The organism is Flavobacterium sp. P3_A6 (assembly GCF_056403035.1).
This window is the reverse complement of the sequence record NZ_JBFUGG010000008.1, coordinates 12,169-37,371: the sequence shown is the minus strand read 5'-3', so window position 1 is coordinate 37,371 and position 25,203 is coordinate 12,169. Positions and strand designations below refer to the sequence as shown.

Genomic DNA, 25,203 nt, shown 5'->3' with positions numbered 1-25,203 from the left:
ACTTGAGGTTATATTTATATATAGCATTCAAGATTTACATTTCTTTGAAAATAGTATGCATCAAACGCTTTTTATCGTTAATGCTTTCCTCAAGAGAAATCATAGTTTCTGTTCTATAAACACCCTCTATGTCATCAATCATAAAAATAACATCCTTAGCATGCTTAGTGTCTTTTGCTCTGATCTTGCAAAAAATATTGAATTTGCCTGTAGTTACAGAAGCTACTGTTACAAATGGAATCTCATTTATACGCTCTAAAACAAATTTTGTTTGAGAAGTATTATTAAGAAAAACACCTACATAGGCAATAAATGAATACCCCAATTTATCATAATCAAGGACTAATGAAGATCCCATTATGATCCCGGCATCTTCCATTTTTTTAACTCTAACATGCACCGTTCCAGCTGAAATCAATAATTTTTTAGCAATGTCTGTAAACGGAACTCTTGTGTTGTCTATCAACATATCTAAAATCTGGTGATCTACTTCATCTAAACGAAACTTACTCATAATTCTTTTATTATACGGTTATTTGCTACTAAAAAAGTTAAAATTATAAATAAAAATTAAATAAACAGCAAAAAAATCAATTTTTTAATTTTCCATTAACGAAAAACACTTTTTCATCAAAATTGAAATCTGCTTTTTGATTTTCTTTGGGTCTGTTATTTTGTCCATCTTTATATAATGCTCCTTTTGCATCATACTCATAATGACCATAATAGCCCTTTAAATCACCTGCTTCAACTATGTAAGCATTAAAATTTAATTTATTGTCAATTAACTCTTCCTTATATTGTGCAACAAAATTCGTGATAATTTCATTACCATCATAATTTATTTTGACATTTTTATACATAAAATCAAAAAAACTAACATTATTCTGAGGAATATTTAAATATTTATCAGTTCTATTATTAACTATAACGTTTTCGCTGAGAATAATGAAACTCTCAAGTAAAGACATGAATACGAATTTTCTTGTTTTTTCTCTTTCATAATCATCTGGGTAATGACCTGCTTCGAATAATACAGTGGGAACTCCTAAATATTGAAAAGTGTCTCCAATGCAGTTAATATTGAAAGAATCGTCAAATCGGCCTATTTGTCCAGGAATATAATTCTGTAATACTTCATTAATGCCAGCAATAAGGTTAATGGCTTTCAATCTTGATTCATTTACCTCTCTCTCTGCATTATAAGAAGGCGCTAAAAAAGAAACCGTTGCAGGTTTTCCTGTATCTGCAACTCCAAAAATGGTACGCTGATCATGAAGATTAAAACAATAATCCGGTTTAAATTCCTCGAAAACAGATCTAAGAATTTTGCTTTCTGGCTGTGTAAGATCCTGCGAATCCCTGTTCAAATCTATATTATTAGCATTTGCACGCGTATATAATTTGGCTCCATCAGGATTTAGCATCGGAATACAATAAAAAGTAAAGGCATCTAAAAGCTCCTTGGCTAAATCTGATCCATTATTAAGAAGATTTATAAAATCAAATAACGCTTTAGTAGTTGTACTTTCGTTACCGTGCATTTGCGACCAAAGATAAATTTTGGTTTTTCCGTTTCCTTTTCGATAACTGTAAATGGGCTTTCCTAAAACGGATTCTCCAATAATAGCTACATCTTTTTTTAAGGATTCTTTGTTTAATAAAGGCTCAATATTTTCTAAAGTAATATAGCGCCCTTCAATTGTGTTTTCTTTATTTTGATTGAATAACTGTTCTAAATTCATATTCTAATATTTGATTTACAAAAGTAAACATCTTTATATTTACATTTGTAAATTGCTTATTTTTTAAAAATATTAAGTTTGTAAACTATTATTTTAACGTTGGAAACGGATGGTTTTAAGTGATTATTACTTTCTGTAATTATTAAATGAAACAAGTATTAAATACACTAAATCAATGTATTACTAATAGTTATTTGAATTAAAATATTATGTAATACAATATTAAGTTTATGTTTTAACATTGTAAATTAGGTTGTTGAATAATGTTTTGTTACATTTGTAAATACTTTAATTTGAAATACAATTTACAATGGTAAACACTGATGATTTCATAAAAAGAGTCGAGATTATACTCGATTATTATAGCCTAAATGCCTCTACATTTGCAGATAAAATTGGTGTACAGCGTTCCAGTATGTCACATCTGCTTTCGGGAAGAAATAAGCCGAGCTTGGATTTTATTCTAAAAATTATTGATATTTTTCCTGATGTAGATTTATATTGGATATTGAATGGTACTGGCGTTTTTCCTAAAAATACTGAAATAACTGAAAATCCAAACCTGAATGCTACAGCTCCAAATTTAGATGCTCCTACTCCAATTGATTTATTTTCCCAAATTTCAGTTCCATTAGAATCTAATATTGATCTTCCAAAATTAAAACGAATTGAAACTTCTGCTGAAAATGATAAAAATGATGAAATAGAAAAAATTGTGTTCTTTTATAAAAATGGAAGTTTCAAAATTTATTCACCGAATTAATTTACGACTTAAGTGATAGCGAATAGACGAAGTAATCTTTTTTTGAATATAAAATCTAAAATCACAATTCACGAGAATTGAATATTCTGAACGAAGATTAATAAAAAATATTTTATGCAATTCTCAGTGAGTTTAATTTTGTGGTGCTTTGTATCCGTTTTCTGGAATTTTTCCTTTGGCATCAACAAAATGTTCATTCAAAATGATTAAATCTGATTCAATATTGCCTGTTGGATAAAATGCTTTCCCAAAATTCACTACTTTCTTTTTAAAATTTATTGATACAGGGATAATGGGGACGTTTGCTTTTAAGGCGATGTAGTAAAAACCTGTTTTGAGCTGTTCGACTTTTTTTCGTGTTCCTTCAGGAGACAGCCCCAATCTGAATGTTTCTTTAGAATTAAATATACTGACAATAGATTCTACTTTGTTTAATCCTCCTGTTCTGTCTAGAGGTGCGCCTCCCAAAGATTTAAAAAAAAATCCAAACGGAAAACTGAATAATTCTTTTTTTCCAACCCAATTGATATCTATGCCTACTGTACCTCTACAAATAATGGCCACATAAAAATCGTGCCAGCTTGTATGCGGCATTACCATTAATACACATTTTTTAATTTGTTCATCGAAGCTACCTTCTATTTTCCAGCCCATTATATTTTCAAAAATCCATTTATAGATTTGTTTCTTCATTTGTTGACAATTTTGCACAAATTAAATAATTAATATCTTATTTTTGATAAAAACCAAAAATTAATGCTTCGTAAATTATTAAGTTATATTATACCCATTAAAATTTATAAAACTAATTCTGCACTAAGTAAAACTATTGAAGTTACGTGGGCCAATGGCGAGTTAGTGCTGGATTCAGAAAATACCAATTATTCTTATGGCAGTCTGCAGCGCATCTTAAGAAAAGGATTAAAACATTTTGGTTTTAAGAAAATTGCAAAAATGAATAATGTTTTGGTACTTGGAGTCGCAGGCGGAAGCGTGATTAAAACACTGGTAGACGAAATCCATTTTGAAGGCCAAATCACCGGCGTTGACATTGATTCGGATATTATAAAAATCGCAAATGAATACTTTAATCTTAATGAAATCAAAAATCTAAATATCATAATTGATGATGCTTTTGAATTTGTATTAAAGACAAAAGACCGATATGATTTGATTATTGTTGACATTTTTCAGGATACAAAAATGCCAAATTTTCTGTTTGAAAAATTCTTCATCGATAGAATCTGCTTTTTGCTCAAAAGCAAAGGAATTATTCTTTTTAACACAATGTGTTTGACCGCTGGAGATAATGTAAGAAATCAAAATTTCATTAAGGACTTTAATGATAATGGCTATAAAATAGAGTCTATTCCTAGAGTTGAAATTCACAATGAACTAATAATTATAGAAAAACTGCATTAAAAAATGCTTCTTTAATCTAAATCAAAGAAGCATTTTTCGAGCTTTTTCTAAATCTTCAGGAGTATCAATTCCGATTCCTACATGCGTAGTTTCTATCATTTTGATGCGTTTGCCAAATTCCAGATAACGCAATTGCTCCAATTTTTCGGAGGCTTCCAATGATTTCATCGGCAAGCTGTAAAAATCTAAAAGAGCCTGTTTTCTAAAAGCATAAATCCCAATGTGCTGCATATAGCGTACACCAACATTTTTCTCTCTTGGATATGGAATTACCGAACGGGAGAAGTACAATGCAAATCCGTTTTGATCAACGACAACTTTAACATTATTAGGATTATTGATTTCATCTTCATTTTTTATCTCTCTCATCAAAGAAGCCAAGTCAACTTGTTTTGCTGTATCGTTTTTAAAAACTTCAATAACTTTTGCCAAAGGCTCAGCATCTATAAACGGCTCATCTCCTTGCACGTTGACAACAATATCTACGTCTAGATTTTCAATCGCCTCGGCAATACGGTCACTCCCCGATTCGTGTTCTTTGGCACTTCGTATGGCTTTTCCACCATTTGAAACAATTTCATCATAAATTAATTCTGAATCGGTAACTACAAAAACATCATCAAATAATTGGGTGTTTATTGCGGCTTCGTAAGTTCTTAAAATGACCGTTTTACCTCCTAAATCCTGCATCAGTTTTGCTGGAAATCGTGTGGATGCGTAACGGGCGGGAATGACTGCTATTATTTTCATTATTGTTAATTCTATTTTTTCTGGTTTCAAATATATGTTTTTATAATCTAAAATTAATTCGAAATCTTCACCGAAGTCATACTCAAAGAACCTGCAACCAATTTATCATTAAACAGGCTCAATTCTTCTGATTTTCCTTTTAATCCTAAAGTATAAATAAGCGGTAAATAATGATCGGGAGTTGGAATTGCCAATTGAAAAGCTTTGCTTTGTTTTTCAAAATCAATAAGTGGCTGAAAATTGCCGTCCAGTAAATAATCATTTATAACGGATCTGGCTTCTATTGCCCAATCAAAACCATAATTGTCTTTGTCAAAATTATGAAAATCGACTAATCTCAAATTATGAACAATATTTCCGCTGCCAATAATAAGAATTCCTTTGGTTCGTAACGCACTCAGTTTTTGTGCCAATTCAAAATGATATTGACCTGATTTTGTATAATCGATACTCATTTGAATTACAGGAATATCAGCATCAGGATATAAATGTTTAATTACACTCCAAGCTCCGTGATCTAAACCCCAATGTTGATCTAATTCTACTGCTGTTGGCGATAATAATTCTTGTGTTGCCACCGCCAATTCGGGACTCCCTTTTGCTGGATACTGCACTTGGAATAATTCTTGTGGAAACCCTCCAAAATCATGAATCGTTCTCGGCATTTCCATAGCAGTTACTTTGGTACCGTTAGTAAACCAATGTGCCGAAATACATAAAATAGCATTTGGTTTGGGTAATATTTTTGCTATATTTCGAAAACCGCTTACAAACTGATTTTCTTCAATAGCATTCATTGGACTTCCGTGTCCCAAGAATAAAACAGGCATTTTTTCGGTATTTGAAAAAGAACCTGATATTTTATGTAAGTCATTTAGTGTGTTCATAATGAAACCATTTATTTTTTTTAACCATTAAGATATTAAGGTTCATTGAGCTAGAGTAGTAAAAACTTAATAACCTTAATATCTTAATGGTTCAATAAATTTTTACTCAACAAAACTATCATCTTTAAATCCTATCAAATATAGCTTATTTTTGGCACGTGTCATAGCAGTATACAGCCATCGAATGTAATCTCTGTCGATTCCGTTTGGCAAATACGGCTGTTCAATAAAAACAGTATTCCACTGCCCTCCCTGTGATTTATGGCAAGTAATCGCATACGAAAATTTGACTTGCAGCGCATTGAAATATTCATTTTCCTTTACTTTTTGGAACTTTTTATACTTTGTGGTTTCACTTTCATAATCTTTCATCACTTCTTGGTACAAACGATTTGATTCTTCGAAAGTTAAAGACGGTGATTCGCTTTTTATTGTATCCATCAAAAGCACGGTTTCAAAAGGTTTCTGATCGGGATAATCAATCATTCGGATTTTTACTTTCGCAAATTTAAAACCGTACAATTCCTTTATGCCAAACATTTCCAAAACTTCTATAATATCACCATTGGCAATAAATCCTGCTTCATCCGAATCCTTTAGCCAAAAATAATTATTTTTCACTACCATCAGGAAATCGCCTGTGGACAATTCACTTTCTTTATCAAGAATTTTGGTTCGGATTTGCTCATTGTATTGATTCGCTCTTTTATTGGAACGAACAATAAAAGCAGTGTCTTCAATACTAAAATTACTGTAAGCCGAATGAATAGCATCCTGAATATCGTATCCGTCAATCAAACGAACAATGTCTTTGAATTTTCGAACGTTGAATTTGAATTCGGTTATAAAAGTGTCTTTTAATAATTCCCTTAATTCGGTTGCATTGTGCAAAATACCTGAGTTTTCTTCCTGACGCATTACTTCGTTAAGCTCAATATATTCAACTTCTTTGTTGTAATTTATGCTCAATGTATGAATGTCCAAAGCCGGGCTTATATCCAGATTTACCGGCGGTAACTGAGCCGTATCACCCAACAGAATCATTTTGCAGTTGGTTCCCGAATATACATACGAAATCAAATCATCGAGCAAAGAACCGTTTTCATACAATTTGGAATCCGAATTAGTGTCCGAAATCATTGAAGCTTCATCGACTATGAAAATCGTATTTTTATGCTTGTTCTGCTGTATAGTAAATGAAACGCCACCTCCGGAGTTTTTTTTGGGGAAATAGATTTTTTTATGAATTGTAAAAGCCGGTTTACTCGAATAATTGGCAATTACCTTGGCAGCACGCCCCGTTGGTGCAAGCAAAACATACTTTTTGTTAATTTCCAATAAACTGTTTACAATAGTGGAAATAACAGTTGTTTTCCCCGTTCCCGCATATCCTTTCAGCACAAAAATGGTTTCATTTTGGGCATCGGTCAAAAAAATCGCTATTTTTTGAAAAAAAATATCCTGATTGTATGTTGGCTGAAAAGGAAATTTTTTCTGTAAATGGCTGTAAAATGAGGAGGAATTCATTGGGTATATTTTATCTGCAAAGTAAGGTTATTTGAATGGCAATTTCAAAAATCAATTGCAATATCAAAAATCAATTGGAATGCCAATTTCAAATTTCAATTTAGTTTTAAAAAACTATTCTATTTTGTATTTACTTGAAAATTTTATTTTTTTCTATTGTCATTGATATTGCATTGCTATTGATTTTTGATATTGTCATTGCTATTTTATTTGTAAGTTTGCAATGCTGAAAAATAATCTATGAACATCAACATAACCGATAAAAAATACAAAAAGCTTTCCATTCAGGTTTCACTGACGGGGCTGTCTTTTTGTTGTTTTGACACACTTCATAACAGGATTGTATCACTGAATGAAATTCATTTTGACACTTTTCATAAATCGACAAAGATTGAAGAATTGTTTTCGGATGCATTTAGAAATTATCCGGAACTGAATGACCGTTATGATGAAATTCAAGTTATCCACAATAATAATCTTTCAACATTTGTGCCCACAGCCCTATTTGATGAAAATTTTCTAGGCAGTTATTTACAATATAACACCAAGGTTTTTGAAACCGATTTTTTTGCATTTGATGAAATTACTAATTATCAAATGAATACGGTTTACATTCCTTATGTAAATATCAATAATTTTTTTATAGACCAATTTGGCGCTTTCGACTACAGGCATGCCAACAGCATTTTGGTTTCAAAACTTTTGGATGCCTCCAAAAATAATGACAATAAGAAAATGATTGTCCATTTTAATCCGGGACATTTTGAAATTATTGTGATTCAGAATCAAAAATTGCTTTTATTCAATTCATTCGAATATAAAACGCCCGAGGATTTTATTTACTATCTGCTTTTTACAGCCGAACAGTTGAATATGAATCCCGAAAGTTTCCAACTGGAATTATTGGGAGCCATTTCCGAAGAAGATGATTTTTATAAAATTGCTTTCAAATACATTCGAAACATATCTTTCTTCGACGTAAGCGGTCTGCAAAAAAATAATTCGTTTTCAACCATACAAAATCAACAACATTTTATACTTTTTAACTCATGAGAATCATATCCGGAAAATACAAGGGAAGACGCATTTTTCCTCCAAAAGGACTCCCTGTTCGGCCTACAACGGATATGTCCAAAGAAGCATTATTCAATGTTTTGAATAACCATTTCAGCTTTGAGGGTCTAAAAGTATTGGATTTATTCTCTGGAACCGGTAATATCAGTTTTGAGTTTGCTTCACGCGGAAGTACGCCAATTACCTCAGTTGACGGTGATTTTGGCTGTGTGAAATTTATCAAGCAAGTAGCGTCCGAATATGATTTTAATATCGCGGCTGCCAAAAGTGACGTTTTCGCTTTTTTGGAAAAATGCAAAACAACTTACGACATTATTTTTGCCGATCCTCCTTATGGTCTAGACCAAAAAATATTTGAGAAAATTGTTTTATTGATTTTCGAAAAAGGATTACTGAATGAAGAAGGCATGATGGTTATCGAGCATTCCAAATACACCAAACTCGATCACATGATTAATTTTTCTTTTCAGAAAAGTTACGGTGGGTCAATTTTTAGTTTCTTCGAATTGGATTCAACCGAAGAGGAAGAAATTGATGATGAGTCCAATAGAAAGGACACAGAGGAAAACGAAGGTTAGTATACCAAATGATTTTATACAAACAAAGCCCCTGCATTTGCAAGGGCTTTGGTGTTTTATCGAGATTTTTTATTTTTTAAATGATTACAAAAAAGCCAAATCTTTCTGCTCAAAAATAACTAATTGAAAAAAATGCAGACCTATAAGCCGGATTCTGTTCTCATTATCGCTAACGATACCCTATCATTTATCTAGATCCAGCATTACTGCTGGACTCAAGCTATCTACCCTTCAGCAACGGACGAGAAGCCCTTAAATGCTGATATACTTGATATTTCACCGCATAGAGTTTACCTGGTTTCACTACAGCATTACCTGTACATACTTTCTGTTGCACTTGTCCTAATCACGTTCTAAAACGCAACCGACGGGTGTTACCCGCTATGCTTCTCTGTGGTGTCCGGACTTTCCTCCCTCCCGATTAAACGAGACGACGATAAGGCGGTCTGCGGTGCAAATCTACAACATTAATCAAGGTTTATCAAGAATAGATCTTTCACTTTAACATCCTATTCATAATCTATTAAAAACAAAATAGTTACCTTTAGTATTAATTATTAATTTCTGTTATTATGAAACCAACCTATCATTATACTACTGTTTTGGAAGCCTTAAATGATTTAAAAGAAAAAGGTTTTACACATGATTTTAATCTTCATACCGAAGCCATTAAAACAAATCCAAATGACTATTCGGTACAACATGTATATCGTTATGAAGGAGACTCTGATCCAGATGAAGAATCTGTTGTTTATGGCATAATTTCCATTTCAGGTAAAAAAGGTGTTTTTGTATCTGGTTTTTCTGCAAATTCAGACAATGAGGCTGCGCATATTTTAGAAAAGTTATACATAGAAAGCAGTAGACAATCATAACTTTGGTTTTCCATTACTTTATTTATTTTAAAAGAGCTTCAAAATAATTATTTAAGTCGATGTCCTTATCTGATATAATAATGGAAAGGATTCTTCATGAAGGCCCAATATCCTTTAGGGATTTTATGGAGATGTCTTTATATTACCCTGAATTGGGATATTATAATTCTTTTCAAAGCAAGATTGGAGCAGATGGTGATTTTTATACCAGTGCTAATCTTTCTGATGCATTTGGTGCTATGATAGCCCGCCAAATAGAAGAAATGTGGCGAAATTTAGAAAAAAAACCAATAAAAATTGTTGAATATGGAGCAGGAACAGGTCTATTGTGCAATGATATTTTAGATTATCTCAAAGACAACAATCCAAGGCTATATGATGTTTTATCCTATTGCATTATCGAAAAAAGCCCAGGTATGCAAGAAAGAGAAAAAACATACTTAAAAGAAAAAGTAAATTGGCATAATTCCATTCAAGAAATTTCAGAAATCAATGGCTGTATTTTATCCAATGAAGTGGTTGATAATTTTTCGGTGCATCAAGTAGTTATGGAAGACCAACTAATGGAAGTTTTTGTAGATTATTCAGATGGTTTTATTGAAGTTTTTAAACCTGCAAATAAGGAATTCATCGATTATTTTTCCGATTTAAATGTAGAATTACCGAGAGGATTTCGAACAGAAGTAAATATGGAAGCTCGATCCTGGATTAAAGAGATCGCACAATCCCTAAATAAAGGTTATGTAATAACGATTGATTATGGTGATATTTCCTCAAAATTATATGAAAAACACAGAAGTTCTGGTACACTTTTGTGTTTTTATAAACACCACAAAAATGAGAACCCTTACCAATTTATAGGGAAACAGGATATTACTGCTCACATCAATTTTTCGGCTTTAATAAATTGGGGAAAAATAAATGGTCTCAATTGCTGTGGAATGACAAATCAAGCTTCATTCCTGTTGTCTCTTGGGCTTAAAGAATATCAAAACAAAAGATTATTGAATGTCAAGGAAAATACATCAAAGGCAATATTAGAATCAAACATAAATTACAGACTTTTAATAGATATGGGGATGAAATTTAAAGTATTAATTCAAGAAAAAAACATGGATAACTACCCCCTTTCAGGTCTTAATAAAATTTAGGTTAAGTGTTTTCATCTAAATTACTGTGATTGTCTCCGCCAATGCTGTAATGATTATTTTCTTCATCTTCATTCCCAATGTCTTCAAAATCATCATCCAAATCTGAGCCTGGTATATCTAAATCGCCGCCAGACATATCTTCATCAAACTCTTTTTGATTCAATTCACTGCCATTATTGATTTCAACAGGCGCCTTTTTTTTTGAAATATCTTCCGGATCTATTTCACTTTCTTTATGGAATTTTCTATAAATATCTTCTTCCGGAGGATATGAAAGAGAATCCGGTAATTTGTTTTTGTCTTCTTTTTTTTGCTCTAAACCATTTTTTCCTAATTGTTTTTCTATCTCTTTCATTTTATCTTCATTTTATTGATTTTCAATACACTAATTTAAGAATTTTAACTAAATCTAGAAATCAATGCCTTCGTTTTTTTTCAATGTTTAACACATCCAGAATTGTTTCATTTGCAAAATTATATACAAGTGCCGTTGCCTCAATAATATCTTGTCAATTTCATTTATAAAGTAAGATTTACCTTTTTTTAATTCAAAAAATAATACTGACATCACATTAATAAAATATAAATAACTAACTTTAAACTGCTTAGTTTGGGTAAAATAAATTTTTTATTATGGAAAAAGCCAATTTCATCAAAATTGAAGCCATTCAAATAGCAGAAGCTTTTAACATCAAAAAATTAAGGGCTGAGTTTGGAATTGAACCCCATTCAAGTTCTCCTTCCGAAATTTTTTATACGTTAGACGATAAAAAACGCTACCTGTATATCTTCGACTATGGTGTGGCTGTTTTAGCTAATTATACAGTTGCCGAAAAAAAAGAACTTATAGATTTTATTAAAAATTATGCATCTACAATTGTTGATTTGGATTTGTTTGAAGAATACCAAATAGAAATTGATCCAAATATTTCAAAAGTGGTTATTAAAAATGATTACGTTTCTGTTCCTTATGTCGATCCATCAGTTTTAAGAATCATAATGCTAAACATTGCCCAATCTGTGGCACTTGATTATTATGAGGTGCTTACTGACGCCCTTATAACTTCTTCCAAAGAATACATATTGGAATTGGAAAAACGTGGAAAACTAAGTATTTCTAAAATTAATTTACTCAAATATATAGGTAAAGTATTGAATGTCAAAAACAGTATTGTTGATAATCTTTATATCCTGGACGATCCCAATTTAGTTTGGGATAATGAAGACCTCAATTTATTAAACCGGCATCTAAAAGCAAATTTTGATATTAATCCACGTTTTAAAGACCTTGATTATCGGCTTGATATTGTTGAAGATAACCTAAAGCTTTTCACAGATGTTTTGAATGTGCGGGAAAGCTCCCGTTTAGAATGGATTGTTATCATATTAATCTTTCTGGAGATTATGATTGCATTGCTTTTACATTAAGTATTAATCAATCTTCAACCAACCTGTAATACTCATTCTGGTGTTTTGGGTAACTAAAACTTCATGAACAAGTTCGTCGCTTTTAAAAAAAACAGTTTTACCTTGAGTAGGGCTTATCTTTTGATTATTTTCTAGTTGATGAATCAGTAGTTCTCCCCCATCACTCTCTTGCCAATCACTGTTTAAGTAACTAATCATGGAGTATTTCCGGCTAGGGTTATTCTTGAATTGGTCAAGATGTTTCAGATAGAAATCACCTTTTTCATAAAGGGAATAGTGAAATTCATAACCTGTAATTCCTGTATAACAGCTTTCATTCAGATATAAAATAAAGGCTTCTATTTGTGTGAAAAATTCATTTTCGAAAGTATTGTTGTGCTTTTTGTCAAGCCAATAAATGGAATCATTTCGAATGGATCCATCATAGGACAACTTCTCTGAATTACCAATTCCTGCTGAGGATAACTGGCTGTTTTTATTTAAATTATGTAAATTCTGCTTTAAGTTATTAGCCAAATCATTACTCAAAAAATGTTCGGATATGCCTACTTTATTTTCAATATAAGTAGCGATCAAAGCTTCAAAACTATTCTCCATATCCAATTTTGATGGACAGAAATTAGTTCCAACACAGCAAGGTAGACTAATTAAAATTAATATTGCGTTATTAAAAACAAATAAAATGTAATTAATTGATAATCAATATATTTTTGTTAAATTTAATTCTTTTTTTAACTAAAAATTTAAATAAACATGAAAAACTGTATTGTAACGGTATTGTTGATTGCAACTTGCATCACGTACGCCCAAAAAAAGGCAAATGGCACTATTTATGTAGAGCATCCAGCTATCACTACGGTAGAAGCCATGACACAAGCATTTGTTAGTGGGAACACTGATAAAGTAGCCAGCTATTTGGCTGATGATTTTAAGTATTATAGCGGAACATCTATCAATAAAGATGATAAGGGAATGGACAAGACGGCTTATTTAAAGACGGTTAAAACATGGAAAGACAACATTGATTATCCTAGCATCAAAAGATCTAAAGGTGCTTATCCAGACGCACTGGAATACAAAGATGCAGATCAAAAAGATTTAGTTTGGGTACAAACGTGGGAAGACATAAAGGGAGTGCAGAAGGAAACTGGTGTAAAAATAGATCGGCCAATACACCGCTTATTTACAGTAAACAAAGACAATAAAATTAAAATGATGATTAACTATTCCACCAGTACCGTAAACGATGAAATCAATGAAAGTTTTACGGAAAGAACTAATGGCCAAATTTACAATCATCATGAAAACATCAATTCGGTACGCAAAATGGTACATGCTTTTGAAAATAAAGATTTTGATAAAGCCTATGCCTATTATGATGATAAAGCAACTTTTATAGATATTAATAACCCAGACATTAATAAAGAATTCACATTGGCTGAGCAAAAAGAGAATGATAAAAAAATGTTTGAATTGTTTGATCTTGTGAGCATTGATCAAGTGGGATATCCTGATTATCTGCATTATGAATTGGACGATGCAAGAGTAGTTCAATCATGGTGGAAAATCAGAATAATCCGAAAATCAGACAAAAAAAATATTGTTTTGCCGATGATGTTTATAGATACTTTTAATGATAAGGGAAAAATTATCAATGAAATTGCTTATTACAGCGAAAAGATATTAGAAGCAAAATAATTCCAAACCCTAATCTAGATCTTAGTTTAAAACAATACGATATAAAATAAAAGCCGAGACAAATTTTGTTTCGGCTTTTACAATTATAAAAATCTGATTTTATTATAATTTACTAATATAACTTCCAAAAACATCCTTGAATTGATACCCTTCAGATAAACGGTCTTTGCTCAACTTATTGTACTCGACCAATCCCCAAAGAATAAATTCTTTCATGAAATAATGGTCTTTTTTTTCTAATTCAGGCTGGTATTTTTCTATCAGTTTATCCAAAGGAGCAATACTGTCCAAAATAGATTTATATTCTTCGTCTGAACAATCATCCAGTAATTCGAAACCATTTTCAGTAAAAAACCAATCCAGAATATCAGTATAAACGGTTCTTTCTCCCGGCTTTTCTAATTTTTCAATTTTTGGAAAATAAGCAGGAAAAAAAGTATGGATTGCATCACTTATCAAACGCTGTGCGACAATAGCCGCACCTTCTTGTTCTCCTTCATAAACCAATTCAACTTTACCAGTTATGGACGGAATAATTCCCATAAAATCAGACAAGCGCAAAACAGTATAATCTATTCCCGATTTTAATGCACGGCGTTCGGCAGTACTCAATAAATTTTCGTAGGCTGTAATGCTCAATCTGGCACTTACACCGCTTTTGTTGTCTATAAATTCGCTTTCGCGCGCTTCAAAACTGATTTGCTCCAATAAATCTTTTGCCAGAGATGGGATGTAAACCAAATCACTTTGGGCAGTATCAAGTTTTGCTTCTTGTGTGGTAATAATTCTCGCAATTTTGATGGTTTCCGGATAATGCGTTAAAATTTGTGAACCAATTCTGTCCTTTAAAGGTGTTACGATACTTCCTCTATTGGTATAATCTTCAGGATTGGCAGTAAAAACGAACTGCATATCAAGTGGCATTCTCAATTTAAAACCACGAATTTGTATATCGCCTTCCTGCAGTATGTTAAATAGCGCTACTTGAATCCTTGCTTGCAAATCAGGTAATTCATTAATCACAAAAATGCAACGGTTGGCGCGCGGAATCATTCCGAAATGAATAACGCGGTCATCGGCATAGGATAATTTTAAATTTGCCGCTTTTATGGGATCGACATCGCCTATCAAATCGGCTACGGTTACATCTGGAGTGGCCAGTTTTTCAAAAAATCGCTCGCTTCTGTGTAACCATGAGATCGGGGTTTCGTCTCCTTTGACAGCAATAATATCCTTGGCAAATCTGGATAATGGATGAAACGGATCATCGTTTATTTCAGAATCTGTTACATATGGAATATATTCGTCCAAGAGTTCTACCATTTTTCGTGCCAGTCGCGTTTTGGCCTGCCCGCGTAGTCCTAATAAATTGATGTTATGACGAGACAAAATGGCTCTTTCCAACTCGGGAATTACGGTATTTTCAAAACCGTGAACTCCTTCAAAAGTAGTTTGTCCTAATTTTATTTTCTCTCTCAAATTATGGCGCAATTCATCTTTGATACTTTTGCTTACATATCCTGATTTCTTTAATTCTCCGAATGTATTTATGTTTTCTATCTTCATATTTTATTTAAGTTGCTAAGATTCTATGTGTCTAAGATGAATTTTGATTTGATTAATTTTGTTTGTTTTATAATAGCAAATATGCCCAATCTTTCCCTTTAGCCCCGATTGAAGTGAAAATCCTTATAAGCCGGGGTTTGGCTTATAAGATTGCAACGGAGCGGGACGATGTTTTCAAAAAAACTAAATCTTTACTGCTCCAAACAATCCCCATAACTCATAACTATTTTATTCGTTTCTTCCTATTGGTTTCATAATCTTCAAAAATCATTTCGCCCAAACCTTTCAATCCGGTATAGAAGGCTTTTCCCTGATTGGCTTCGGTAAACTTATTTACAAATTTTTGCAGATATGGATCATTGGCTATCATAAAAGTGGTTATTGGGATATGCAGTTTTCGGGCTTGCTGTGCCTGGGTATAACACTTTTCGACAATATAATGATCGAGACCGTTGCTGTTCATATAATAAGAACCGTCTTTTTCCCTCACACAGCTTGGTTTACCGTCGGTAATCATAAAAATTTGTTTGTTAGTATTCCGTTTTCTGCGCAATAAATCCATTGCTAACTGCAAACCGGCAACCGTATTAGTGTGAAAGGGACCAACTTTGAGATAAGGCAAATCCCGAATGGAAATCCTCCATGCATCGTCACCGAAAACGAGAATATCGAGCGTGTCTTTTGGATAACGGGTAGTTATTAATTCGGCCAAAGCCATAGCCACTTTCTTAGCGGGAGTTATGCGGTCTTCGCCGTACAGAATCATACTGTGGCTGATGTCAATCATCAAAACGGTGCTCATTTGGGATTTGTATCGGGTTTCTTCGACCACCAAATCATTTTCGGTCAGCATAAAATCGGCAACACCATTATTGATTTGTGCATTTTTCAAACTTTCGGTCAGCGAAATACGTTCTAATGCATCTCCAAAATGAAACTCCCGAAATTCTCCTGTATGCTCGTCGCCATTCCCAATGTGTTTGGTTTTGTGATTACCGCTCCCCGACTTTTTAATGTTTCCGAAAATGTTATCCAAAGCCTGCTGGCGAATGGCTCGCTCGGTTTTGGCGGTAATTCCAATGCCAGAAGTTCCGTCATCTTTGAGTTCTTCCCGAATGTATCCTTTTTTCTTTAAATCTTCTATAAAATCATCGATGGTATAGGATGGCTCGGTTAGTTTGTATTCTTTATCCAATTCGCGCAACCAACTGACAGCTTCATCAAAATCTCCCGAAGTGTGCGTGATAAGCTCTTTGAAAATAGCAAAAAGTTTATCAAATGGAGATTGAAACGGAGCTTCGTAGCTTTTAAAATAGAATCCCTTTTTTATAGTAGTGTTCATAAATATAAATTTAGATTATTTTTAAATGAACTCAGTACTAAGATTTTATAATTTTAAGTTAAAAGCCTTATTTTGTAATTAGTGAATAGCTAACTATACCATTAATATATTATAAAAGATCTTTCGAAAAATGGAAAGAATTTATTATTTGCGGAATTGCTAATTACTTCTCACTAATACTATTCACTCATAAATCAATCTACTTTTTTAAAAATCAATTCATTACCTGATTGATTGGTAAGTATCAATCGTAAGTTTTCTACTTTATAAGTGGTTGTGCTTTGCAATGCTTTTAGGAATTCGTTTTCTTTATTGTTTTCACCGCATGCGATTCGAGTAGTGATGGCGTTAGTAAACCGAAGGAATTCTCTTTCGAAGAAAACGGTTCCGTTCATTCTGTTGCAACCTGCAAAACCCATAAATTGATTGGTAGAACTGTTTATTTCAAGGTTTGGCAATTCTGTTGAAAAATCTGCAGTCCTCGCCTTTTCTCCATTCAATTGTTCCAAAACCCAAATATCGTGCAAACGGTAATCGGTAATATAGTTTCCGCAACCATTCAAAAAAGTTGAGTTATTATCTTTCACAATTTCAATTCGTACGAAATAAGATGATTTTTCACCAGATAAGGTATTGATGCATTCCTGCTGCATAATCTGGATAATCATTGTGACCAATTTATCCGTAACCCGATACATTTTGACATTGGCATCCATAGCATGAAGTGGCTCAACGTGACTGCCTGTCAAAGATTCAAAACCGGGAATCAAAGAAGTGAATTCAATGATTTTCTCGGATATTTTTAAGTTCCAATCCGATTCGTTGCCATTTCCTCTAAAATAAATGCCTTTCTCCAAATTCTCCATTTGCTGTTTGTAGGCAAAAGCGGGATCAGCTTTTACAGATCCATTGGAAGTAGTACTAACACTTTTGCATCCGACAAAAACTATGGAAGCTGCCAATAACTGAAACCATTTTTTCATGATTTTTTGGATTATTTAAACTTTCCATCCACATAAAACCAGCACTCATTTTCCTGTTTAAAAGTTGAAAATTCATGATGTACCTGACTCACATTATTAGCATCGATGTAATACGCTTTGAACTCCACAGTATTTTCTGTAGCAGAGATAATTTCGAGTTTTTGCCATATATTAGCTGTTGCCCAACGCAAAATTTCTTCCCGTGAATAATATTTTCTTTCAGAAATATGCGTTGTTGCCAATAAATAATCAGCCTGATGAGAGGCATAAGCCGAATATCTGGATTTCATCAATGCTAAAGCCGTTAGTGTCTGTTGGGTTCCACTAATATAAAGGTTGCAGCACGATTCAAAAGATTCAGAAGAACCGCAATAACATTTTTCTAAATTCATATTTTATATAAAAAGATCAATAAAGGGATTAGATATGACCGTCAAGCATAACTATTCTTTGCTGCAATTGATTCAATAATACTTGATATTTACTGATCTCAATAAGATCTTCATCTTCTTCGGCATGATCCAGCATTTCGTCTAATTCTTCGCTAACCTCCACCAATTTATTATTGGCTTCCTTGGCATTTTTGCTGGAAATAAAATCAATTATTTCCTGAACACCATTTCTTAATTCGCTAAATTTATTCTTGTCCATGGTTTCTTGTTTACTCATTCTCCGAAGATTTTCCTTCATTGAATTTTTTAGTGATTTGTTTTAGTTTTTCTTTACGATCCATCACTGCTTTCTTGGCCTTGTCTTGTGCTTTGTGCAGTTTATCGTTGTGCTTTTTGATGTTTCTTTCGTTGTTTCGGCTCATTGTATTTCAATTTTATTTATTCCGAATTTTTTATTAAAACCAGAATCTTGCTTTCAATTCGTTACAAAAAAGAACGCTGGCAAAGTTCGGTTTTATTATTGAGATGAATGTTATTTTATTTGGATAAACTATTTCTTTTGGCGCTTAATGTTAAAAATAAAACAAGTATTTTTTACTTCTATAATCTTAGAAATGGTATCTTTAAAGATTTATAAATTTAGCTTTTTTATCCCAAAAACACCTTTTTAAAACTTACAGTATAATATTCAATGGAGTACAAAAAGAAATGGCCCAATTATATTCGATGGTTTTCGGCAAAACCTAAAACTACAGGATTTTTAATTTTTTTAATCCTTAGTTTTTGTGTTGTACTTTCAATTTTTCAGCGTTATCAGGTTATTAAAATAAATGAGCGCCGAGAAATGGGCGTAACTCTTGAGAATTTGCATCAAAATATTGAGCGGTGCCTAAAAAACTGTTACACAACTACCCTTACGCTAGCGTTAACAATCAATGACAATGGGATCCCTGATAATTTTGAATCCATAAGTTCAAAGCTTTTAGTTTCTAATAATTACATTAGCGCAGTCCAGCTGGTGCCAAATGGAGTTATAAAGTATATTTATCCTTTAGAGGAAAATAAATCTGCTTTAAATCTTAACATTTTTAAAACTCCAAACGTTAGAAAAGAAGCATTAAAATCTTTAGAGAATAAAAAAATGTATTTTGCCGGCCCTTTGGTTTTGAAACAGGGTGGCATTGGTATTGTTGGCAGATTGCCGGTTTACAAAAAAAATAAATTTTGGGGATTTTCAGCAGTCGTAATTAAATTCAAAGATTTATTAAAAGTTTCAGGAATTAATTCAATTGATACTAATAAATATTATTTTCAGTTTTCAAAAATAAACCCTAACACCCAAAAAGAAGATTTTTTTCTTCCTAAGAAGAAAGATATTTATAGAGGAGAACAGATTTCAACAAAGATTCTAGATGGAAACTGGAAATTATATCTGATTGCAAAAAAACAAAATAATCATTACTCTATTCTTTATCTCCCCTCATTTCTAGGTTTTATCCTGGCAGTACTGTTAGGTTCTTTTATCACTGTCTTGTTATACAGACCCAGACAATTACAGCACTTAGTAAATATTCAGGCTTCAAAACTGCAGAATAGTGAGACTAAATTTAAAACTATTTTTGATCAGGCTCCATTAGGAATTGCTCTTGTAGATGATGAAACAGGAAATTTTTTGGAAATCAACAGAAAATTTTGTGAATTAATGGGGTATTCTGAACAAGAAATGAAAACCAAAAATTATCAGTCTATCACACATCCTAAAGATTCACTAAAAACAGAATTAAATATAAATGACCTTAAAGAGGAAAGAATTAAAAATTATACTGCAAAAAAAAGATACATAACTAAATCCAATGTAACTATCTGGGTGAATTTAATTGTTTCATCTCTTTCCAGAACAACTAATAACCGAAAAACAAACATTGCAATTGTAGAAGATATCACCTTGAAAAAACAAATTTTGGAGGATCTTAAAAAAAGCGAAAAACAATTTAAAAACCTCTTTAACAATTCCCCCATACCTATGTGGGAAGTTGATTTATCCTTAATTAAAAATTATCTCACGGATCTAAATCTGGTTGGTAAAAAAGCTGCTAATGTTGAAAAATATTTTAATGAGAATCCGGACGTGGTACTAAAATGTTTTAGTTTGGTCAAGATTATAGCAGTAAATTATAAATGCCTGCAGCTTCTTCATATAAACACAGTACAGGAATTAGCTAACAATTTAGATCAAGTGCTTGATACAGAAACTATAAACGATTTCATCAAACAGCTGATTGCTGTTACACAAAATAACAACCAATTAGCTTACGATACCAAAATTAAGAACAGTTTAGGAGAATCAATCGATATTCATTTTAGATGGAATGCAATACGGGAGTATGAAAAAACAATGGAACGCATGATTATTTCCACTGAAGATATTACTTTTCGAAAAAAAAATGAAAAAACAATTCTTAACTCCCAGAAAAAAATTGAAGCCCTTATTAATACCATAGACGGAATTGTTTGGGAATGCGATATAAAAACCTTTAGATTTACTTTTGTAAGTAAAAAAGTCGAACAAATTTTAGGATTTACCTCAGAGGAATGGCTAAGTGATCCAAACTTTTGGAAAGATCATATTTATCCCGATGACAGAAACTGGGCGCTGGAATATTGTACAAAAAAAACAAATGAGCTTTTAAATCACGATTTTGAATACAGAATGATCTGTAAGAACGGAGCCATTATATGGCTCCGGGATATGGTCAATATTGTTTATGAAAACGGTAAACCAACGAGCCTGCACGGAATCATGATTGATATAACAAAATCCAAAAACATAGAAGATGATTTGAATAATTCATTCAATTTGGTATCGAAGCAAAATGAAAGACTATTAAATTTTTCCTATATAATCTCTCATAATTTAAGATCTCACACCAGTAATATAGCCTCAATCGTTACCTTGCTTCAAGCTTCAGAAACACAAGAGGAAAAAGAACAAATGATGCAATTATTGATTTCCGTTTCCGGCCTGCTTAACGAAACAATGCTGCACTTAAATGAAGTAATCAATATACGTACCAATGTAAGCTTAGTAATCCAATCATTGAACTTAAAAGAGTACATTGAGAATGTGATGAAAGTATTCTCCCAGCAAATCATTTCAAAAGAAGTAACAATCTTCAATCAAATTCCTGAAGACTTGACAATCAATTATAATCCGGCCTATTTGGAAAGCATACTCTATAATATGATTTCAAATGCAATCCGTTATGGTCATCCAGAACGAAAAATTATTATATTTTTAAAATGGATAATAGAAAACGATAAAAATTACTTAGAAATATCTGATAACGGTATTGGAATTGATTTGGTAAAAAACAGCAATAAAATTTTTGGGATGTATAAAACTTTCAGTAACGACCCAACTTCAAAAGGAGTTGGATTATTCATAACAAAAAATCAAATAGAAGCAATGGGTGGCTCTATAACTGTAGAAAGCGAACCCAATGCAGGAACAACATTTAAAATTGAAATCTTATGAGTTTAAAAACAATATGGGTAATAGATGATGATCCGATTTACCAAATTATCGTTAATAAAATAATCCAAAAATCCGAGTTGTTTTCTAGTGTTTCCAGTTTTACAAATGGAAAGGATGCCATCGATGCATTAAAAAAGACATTAGAAACTAATGAAATGCCTCCCAATATAATTCTCTTGGATATTAATATGCCTATTATGGACGGTTGGGAATTTATGGAAGAAATGGTACTGCTAAAATCCCAAATAAATGACTCTATACAAATATATATTGTAAGTTCGTCCATTGCATTAGAAGACAAAAGCAAAGCAAAAAACTATTCCGAAATTATTGCTTATTTATCAAAACCAGTCAATGCCAATGACTTAATATTAATAGCCGCAAATCATTAAATTATATGTCTTTTTATTTCCTCCAATGTCTTATTGGTAAAAATTAGCTCTTCTATAATTTCCTTGCGCAGTTCGTCAATATCATCATAATCAAAATACTTAGCCCACGAAGTCAATTCAAATAAATTCCGAATCTGCTTGATTCTTTTTGCGGTAGCAAAACTCGTTCTCAATATAGCTTTCGAATCATAATTTGGATTGTTCCGGTGCTGGTAATTCACCGTTTTTTTTTCGTAATTGGCTTCCAGATAATACAATTCCTCGTCTGCATTATCTGGATAAAACTCATTCCATGAAGCAAAACCTATTTTAAATTTAGAATCTGTCTCAGGTTCCATCGGTTCCAATCGCCATTTGCTGTTGGCCAAACGCCCCCAATGATTAGACAAACGGTACATTCCCTCCTTTGTGTAAAAATACTTGCTGCCGGATTGGCTGTCATACTGCACAGGCATTCCCTCAATTCTGCTAGGTAAAACTTCATGAAAAACACAAAATGTATTTTTAAATGATCTTGGACTCGGGCGAAATATTTTTTCCATAAAAACAAAGGTAGCTGCAAACTATAGTATATACCAAATCAATTCCGTATCACGAGCATTATGGGGTGTCACCATAAAGGAAAAGAACCTAATTATTCATAGCGGTGATTTGGTCCTTTTCCTTTATAGCGCCGGGCTATCCGCGCTACTTCGGTAGCCAGCTTTTATCCCTCACCCGTCCGCAATCCTATTTTTCGGTTAACGGCGAGTATTTTCATTTTCCGAAAAGCATTTCACTTTCAAATCTCATGTTAAATCCCAATTAATTAGCTAACTTTGCCACACGAATTTTTATTAAAACAAACAGATTATGACCAAAGCAGGTGAAGAAAAAATGTTGCAAAAAGGCATTTTTACAGGAATAATGGAGCAAGATGAAAACAAAAACTTTTTTTGTGGTGAATATCTTTTAGACTATAAAATGGCTCAAAAACACAACCTCGGCGATTGGATTACCATAAAAAGCGTTATTGAAAACCCAAGCGATATCAGTTATAATAAATATCCCAAAAAATCTAAAAACTTTGATAAAGCAAACAATAAGCCTCAACAATAGGCTTTTATACTTATAAAAAAGATTTCTAAAAATCAAAAAAGTACTTTTTTTGATTTTTTTTTTGGTCTAAAAGGAAAAGTTAAAAAAAAGTGTACCTTTGCAAAAAATTGTCAATTTTCAACCACTTTAATTTGGTTTAATAGTAAAAGACAAGTAGTTACCTTATTTATGAAAAAAATAGTTGAATACCGCAAACTACTAAATGTAGAAAAAACAGTAGAGCTTAAAGAATTGAAAACCATTTATCGCAATGCGATGAAAGACGCGCATCCTGATAAATTCCAAGGTGATGATACTGGTTTAAAAGAAGCCGAAGAAAATAGCAAGAAAATAATTGAAGCTTACCACTTCTTGGTAAGTATCAATGCAGAGACAATTAAACAACTTTTACCTGAATATACTGAGACAATCTCTACAACAACCATTACAGACTACAAATTCGTTGAAGGAAGATTGATTATCAATTTCTCAAACGGAAGCGTTTACGAATACATTAGTGTTCCTAAAGCTATTTATATAAAAATGGTTAATGCAGATTCACCGGGACGTTACGCAAAAAGGCACATTCTTAATGCATATCCTTGGAGAAAAACAACGAACCAAGAATAAATTTTAAAATGAAATTTAAGAGCACTCCTAATCAGAGTGCTTTTTTTATGCCATAAATCGTAAAAATTTGATACTAAGTGAACAAAATTCAAAATTAACTTTAATTAACATTTATTTAACAAGTTTATTAATATATTTGTGAACCCAAATTAATAAAAAACTTACTAATGGAAGACCAAATCACCCTGTATCAAAGGCAATATAATAATGCCTTAAGAACAATAGAAAAACTTAGAAACCTTAAAGATGAAATTGATTTTAAATTAAAATCAAACCCTATTTGTACACACTTGCACAAAGATTTAAGAATTGTAAATTTAGATATTACAATTACTCTCAATGAAATTGAGCATCTGGAATCACATCTTTTTGAATATAATTCGTAAAAAAATATTAACCATTAAAAACAAAATTACCTAGTAAGAAAAAATACCCAGTAACTCTTTTGACAGTAATTATGGCTGATAATTATTCTCAAAAAATCATAAACCGTGTCTCTAGAGGTTTTTGAACAGCCAAAAGAGTAAAAAATTATAACATAAATTTAGGGACTAAAGTTATTGTTAATTTATAAATTTAAATACTTTTGTAACCTTAAAAACAATTAACTAATAAAAATGAAAAAAATTATTTTATTTCTTACCGCTACAGCTTTACTTACATCTTGTAGCAAAGACAAATACACAATTTCAGGAACTGCTGCTGGATTTGAAAATGGTAAAACAGTTATCCTAGAAACTCAAGATGAGAAAGGAATGGGATTAATTGCTGTAGATACAGTAAAAATAGAAAACGGAAAATTTGAAATCAAAGGAAAAGTAACTGAACCATCTTTTCATACATTACAAATTGAAGGAGCACAAGGTAAAATTCCATTTATCTTAGAAAACGGTGATATTACAGTTGTAGTAAACAAAGATACTATTCAAAAATCTAAAATTTCTGGTACTTACAATAATGACGAGTATGTGAAGTTTAATGAAGAAATTACTAAAATACAAAAACCTTTAATGGACTTTCAAACAGCTAATATGCAAAAAATGCAAATGGCTCAACAAACTAAAGATACAGCAACTATCAATGGTTTAATGAAAGAATACACAAAAATTCAAACTGAAATTGGTGCTACTTCAAAATCTAAATATGTTGATTATGCAAATACGCATCCAAAAGCTTTTATCAGTGTATTAATTATTGAAGGAATGAGTAATGATCCAACAGTAGATTCTAAAAAAATTGAAACCATGTTCAATAGTCTTGATGAGGCTTTAAAAATTTCTAAACACGGTAAATCTGTAAAAACAAAAATTGCAGCATTAAAACTTCCTTCTGTTGGAGCTACTGCAGCACCAAGTGCTCCGGTGGCAGCTCCTGCAAAATGAAGAACC

Annotated in this window: 29 protein-coding genes and 1 other RNA gene; 14 read left to right on the top strand and 16 right to left on the bottom strand. The window is 32.1% G+C overall.

What is annotated here, in order from left to right; genetic code table 11:
* Nucleotides 1-34: 34 nt before the first annotated feature.
* Both AC1DVP_RS10060 and AC1DVP_RS10055 read right to left on the bottom strand, forming a co-directional pair.
* A complete protein-coding gene (locus AC1DVP_RS10060) occupies nucleotides 35-514 on the bottom strand; it encodes an Lrp/AsnC family transcriptional regulator (protein ID WP_024981770.1) in 480 nt (159 codons plus the stop codon).
* 76 nt (nucleotides 515-590) lie between these two features.
* Complete coding sequence (locus tag AC1DVP_RS10055) at nucleotides 591-1,745, bottom strand: M14 family metallopeptidase (RefSeq protein WP_477183340.1); 1,155 nt, start codon at nucleotides 1,743-1,745, stop codon at nucleotides 591-593.
* 310 nt (nucleotides 1,746-2,055) lie between these two features.
* On the opposite strand from AC1DVP_RS10055, the gene AC1DVP_RS10050 reads away from it, so the two are divergent.
* Nucleotides 2,056-2,508, top strand: coding sequence for a helix-turn-helix transcriptional regulator (locus AC1DVP_RS10050; protein WP_477183339.1), 453 nt, complete (start codon nucleotides 2,056-2,058; stop codon nucleotides 2,506-2,508).
* 132 nt (nucleotides 2,509-2,640) lie between these two features.
* Here the strand turns inward: AC1DVP_RS10050 and AC1DVP_RS10045 are convergent, their stop codons facing one another.
* Complete coding sequence (locus tag AC1DVP_RS10045) at nucleotides 2,641-3,201, bottom strand: 1-acyl-sn-glycerol-3-phosphate acyltransferase (protein ID WP_477183338.1); 561 nt, start codon at nucleotides 3,199-3,201, stop codon at nucleotides 2,641-2,643.
* A gap of 63 nt (nucleotides 3,202-3,264) precedes the next feature.
* On the opposite strand from AC1DVP_RS10045, the gene AC1DVP_RS10040 reads away from it, so the two are divergent.
* Nucleotides 3,265-3,930, top strand: coding sequence for a spermidine synthase (locus tag AC1DVP_RS10040; RefSeq protein ID WP_477183337.1), 666 nt, complete (start codon nucleotides 3,265-3,267; stop codon nucleotides 3,928-3,930).
* 21 nt (nucleotides 3,931-3,951) lie between these two features.
* On the opposite strand, the gene kdsB is transcribed toward AC1DVP_RS10040, so the two are convergent.
* From kdsB to AC1DVP_RS10025, 3 genes are all read right to left on the bottom strand, one after another.
* On the bottom strand, nucleotides 3,952-4,680 hold the full coding sequence (gene kdsB / locus AC1DVP_RS10035; RefSeq protein WP_477183336.1) for a 3-deoxy-manno-octulosonate cytidylyltransferase: 729 nt from the start codon (nucleotides 4,678-4,680) through the stop codon (nucleotides 3,952-3,954).
* A 53-nt stretch (nucleotides 4,681-4,733) separates the two neighbouring features.
* On the bottom strand, nucleotides 4,734-5,567 hold the full coding sequence (ygiD, locus tag AC1DVP_RS10030; RefSeq protein WP_477183335.1) for a 4,5-DOPA-extradiol-dioxygenase: 834 nt from the start codon (nucleotides 5,565-5,567) through the stop codon (nucleotides 4,734-4,736).
* A 102-nt stretch (nucleotides 5,568-5,669) separates the two neighbouring features.
* Complete coding sequence (locus AC1DVP_RS10025; protein WP_477183334.1) at nucleotides 5,670-7,094, bottom strand: ATP-dependent DNA helicase; 1,425 nt, start codon at nucleotides 7,092-7,094, stop codon at nucleotides 5,670-5,672.
* Nucleotides 7,095-7,334: 240 nt separating this feature from the next.
* Between AC1DVP_RS10025 and AC1DVP_RS10020 the strand changes: the two genes are divergently transcribed.
* Nucleotides 7,335-8,147 (top strand): DUF3822 family protein, encoded by an 813-nt coding sequence (locus tag AC1DVP_RS10020; RefSeq protein ID WP_477183333.1) that lies wholly within the window; start codon nucleotides 7,335-7,337, stop codon nucleotides 8,145-8,147.
* Nucleotides 8,144-8,746, top strand: a complete 603-nt coding sequence (locus AC1DVP_RS10015; protein ID WP_477183332.1) for an RsmD family RNA methyltransferase — start codon at nucleotides 8,144-8,146, stop codon at nucleotides 8,744-8,746. The genes AC1DVP_RS10020 and AC1DVP_RS10015 overlap by 4 nt, the downstream gene beginning before the upstream one ends.
* Before the next feature lie 127 nt (nucleotides 8,747-8,873).
* Here the strand turns inward: AC1DVP_RS10015 and rnpB are convergent.
* Nucleotides 8,874-9,199, bottom strand: an RNA gene (rnpB, locus tag AC1DVP_RS10010) — RNase P RNA component class A.
* Nucleotides 9,200-9,318: 119 nt separating this feature from the next.
* Here rnpB and AC1DVP_RS10005 point away from each other — a divergent pair.
* Both AC1DVP_RS10005 and AC1DVP_RS10000 read left to right on the top strand, forming a co-directional pair.
* Nucleotides 9,319-9,621, top strand: a complete 303-nt coding sequence (locus AC1DVP_RS10005; protein ID WP_477183331.1) for a hypothetical protein — start codon at nucleotides 9,319-9,321, stop codon at nucleotides 9,619-9,621.
* Between the two features lie 80 nt (nucleotides 9,622-9,701).
* Nucleotides 9,702-10,772: a class I SAM-dependent methyltransferase gene (locus AC1DVP_RS10000; protein ID WP_477183330.1), complete on the top strand. Its 1,071-nt coding sequence runs from the start codon at nucleotides 9,702-9,704 to the stop codon at nucleotides 10,770-10,772.
* A gap of 1 nt (nucleotide 10,773) precedes the next feature.
* On the opposite strand, the gene AC1DVP_RS09995 is transcribed toward AC1DVP_RS10000, so the two are convergent.
* Nucleotides 10,774-11,127 (bottom strand): hypothetical protein, encoded by a 354-nt coding sequence (locus AC1DVP_RS09995; protein WP_477183329.1) that lies wholly within the window; start codon nucleotides 11,125-11,127, stop codon nucleotides 10,774-10,776.
* 278 nt (nucleotides 11,128-11,405) lie between these two features.
* Here AC1DVP_RS09995 and AC1DVP_RS09990 point away from each other — a divergent pair, with 278 nt between their 5' ends.
* Complete coding sequence (locus AC1DVP_RS09990) at nucleotides 11,406-12,200, top strand: RMD1 family protein (protein ID WP_477183328.1); 795 nt, start codon at nucleotides 11,406-11,408, stop codon at nucleotides 12,198-12,200.
* A 3-nt stretch (nucleotides 12,201-12,203) separates the two neighbouring features.
* Here the strand turns inward: AC1DVP_RS09990 and AC1DVP_RS09985 are convergent, their stop codons facing one another.
* Entirely contained in the window at nucleotides 12,204-12,797 is a 594-nt protein-coding gene (locus AC1DVP_RS09985) for a 2OG-Fe(II) oxygenase (protein ID WP_477183327.1), read from the bottom strand.
* A gap of 156 nt (nucleotides 12,798-12,953) precedes the next feature.
* Between AC1DVP_RS09985 and AC1DVP_RS09980 the strand changes: the two genes are divergently transcribed.
* Nucleotides 12,954-13,898, top strand: coding sequence for a nuclear transport factor 2-like protein (locus tag AC1DVP_RS09980; RefSeq protein WP_477183326.1), 945 nt, complete (start codon nucleotides 12,954-12,956; stop codon nucleotides 13,896-13,898).
* Nucleotides 13,899-14,000: 102 nt separating this feature from the next.
* Here the strand turns inward: AC1DVP_RS09980 and AC1DVP_RS09975 are convergent, their stop codons facing one another.
* The 6 genes from AC1DVP_RS09975 to AC1DVP_RS09950 form a co-directional block, all read right to left on the bottom strand.
* A complete protein-coding gene (locus AC1DVP_RS09975; RefSeq protein ID WP_477183325.1) occupies nucleotides 14,001-15,464 on the bottom strand; it encodes a magnesium chelatase in 1,464 nt (487 codons plus the stop codon).
* A 223-nt stretch (nucleotides 15,465-15,687) separates the two neighbouring features.
* Nucleotides 15,688-16,806, bottom strand: a complete 1,119-nt coding sequence (locus AC1DVP_RS09970) for a vWA domain-containing protein (protein WP_477183324.1) — start codon at nucleotides 16,804-16,806, stop codon at nucleotides 15,688-15,690.
* A 194-nt stretch (nucleotides 16,807-17,000) separates the two neighbouring features.
* Nucleotides 17,001-17,789 (bottom strand): META domain-containing protein, encoded by a 789-nt coding sequence (locus AC1DVP_RS09965; protein WP_477183323.1) that lies wholly within the window; start codon nucleotides 17,787-17,789, stop codon nucleotides 17,001-17,003.
* An 11-nt stretch (nucleotides 17,790-17,800) separates the two neighbouring features.
* Nucleotides 17,801-18,181, bottom strand: coding sequence for a YchJ family protein (locus AC1DVP_RS09960; RefSeq protein WP_477183322.1), 381 nt, complete (start codon nucleotides 18,179-18,181; stop codon nucleotides 17,801-17,803).
* Between the two features lie 28 nt (nucleotides 18,182-18,209).
* Nucleotides 18,210-18,458, bottom strand: a complete 249-nt coding sequence (locus AC1DVP_RS09955; protein ID WP_477183321.1) for a hypothetical protein — start codon at nucleotides 18,456-18,458, stop codon at nucleotides 18,210-18,212.
* A complete protein-coding gene (locus AC1DVP_RS09950) occupies nucleotides 18,451-18,603 on the bottom strand; it encodes a hypothetical protein (protein WP_477183320.1) in 153 nt (50 codons plus the stop codon). Before AC1DVP_RS09950 ends, AC1DVP_RS09955 begins: the two co-directional genes overlap by 8 nt.
* Before the next feature lie 269 nt (nucleotides 18,604-18,872).
* Here AC1DVP_RS09950 and AC1DVP_RS09945 point away from each other — a divergent pair, with 269 nt between their 5' ends.
* Both AC1DVP_RS09945 and AC1DVP_RS09940 read left to right on the top strand, forming a co-directional pair.
* Complete coding sequence (locus tag AC1DVP_RS09945) at nucleotides 18,873-21,716, top strand: PAS domain S-box protein (RefSeq protein ID WP_477183319.1); 2,844 nt, start codon at nucleotides 18,873-18,875, stop codon at nucleotides 21,714-21,716.
* Complete coding sequence (locus AC1DVP_RS09940; RefSeq protein ID WP_477183318.1) at nucleotides 21,713-22,108, top strand: response regulator; 396 nt, start codon at nucleotides 21,713-21,715, stop codon at nucleotides 22,106-22,108. The genes AC1DVP_RS09945 and AC1DVP_RS09940 overlap by 4 nt, the downstream gene beginning before the upstream one ends.
* On the opposite strand, the gene AC1DVP_RS09935 is transcribed toward AC1DVP_RS09940, so the two are convergent.
* Nucleotides 22,105-22,650 (bottom strand): hypothetical protein, encoded by a 546-nt coding sequence (locus AC1DVP_RS09935; RefSeq protein WP_477183317.1) that lies wholly within the window; start codon nucleotides 22,648-22,650, stop codon nucleotides 22,105-22,107. The two genes, AC1DVP_RS09940 and AC1DVP_RS09935, sit on opposite strands and share 4 nt — an antisense overlap.
* 310 nt (nucleotides 22,651-22,960) lie before the next feature.
* On the opposite strand from AC1DVP_RS09935, the gene AC1DVP_RS09930 reads away from it, so the two are divergent.
* From AC1DVP_RS09930 to AC1DVP_RS09915, 4 genes are all read left to right on the top strand, one after another.
* Nucleotides 22,961-23,206 (top strand): hypothetical protein, encoded by a 246-nt coding sequence (locus tag AC1DVP_RS09930; protein WP_477183316.1) that lies wholly within the window; start codon nucleotides 22,961-22,963, stop codon nucleotides 23,204-23,206.
* Nucleotides 23,207-23,374: 168 nt separating this feature from the next.
* Nucleotides 23,375-23,815 carry a KTSC domain-containing protein gene (locus AC1DVP_RS09925; RefSeq protein WP_477183315.1) on the top strand — a complete coding sequence of 147 codons (441 nt, stop codon included), beginning with the start codon at nucleotides 23,375-23,377 and terminating at the stop codon, nucleotides 23,813-23,815.
* Between the two features lie 167 nt (nucleotides 23,816-23,982).
* Nucleotides 23,983-24,201, top strand: coding sequence for a hypothetical protein (locus tag AC1DVP_RS09920; RefSeq protein WP_477183314.1), 219 nt, complete (start codon nucleotides 23,983-23,985; stop codon nucleotides 24,199-24,201).
* Between the two features lie 231 nt (nucleotides 24,202-24,432).
* A complete protein-coding gene (locus AC1DVP_RS09915) occupies nucleotides 24,433-25,197 on the top strand; it encodes a DUF4369 domain-containing protein (RefSeq protein ID WP_477183313.1) in 765 nt (254 codons plus the stop codon).
* Nucleotides 25,198-25,203: the final 6 nt, after the last annotated feature.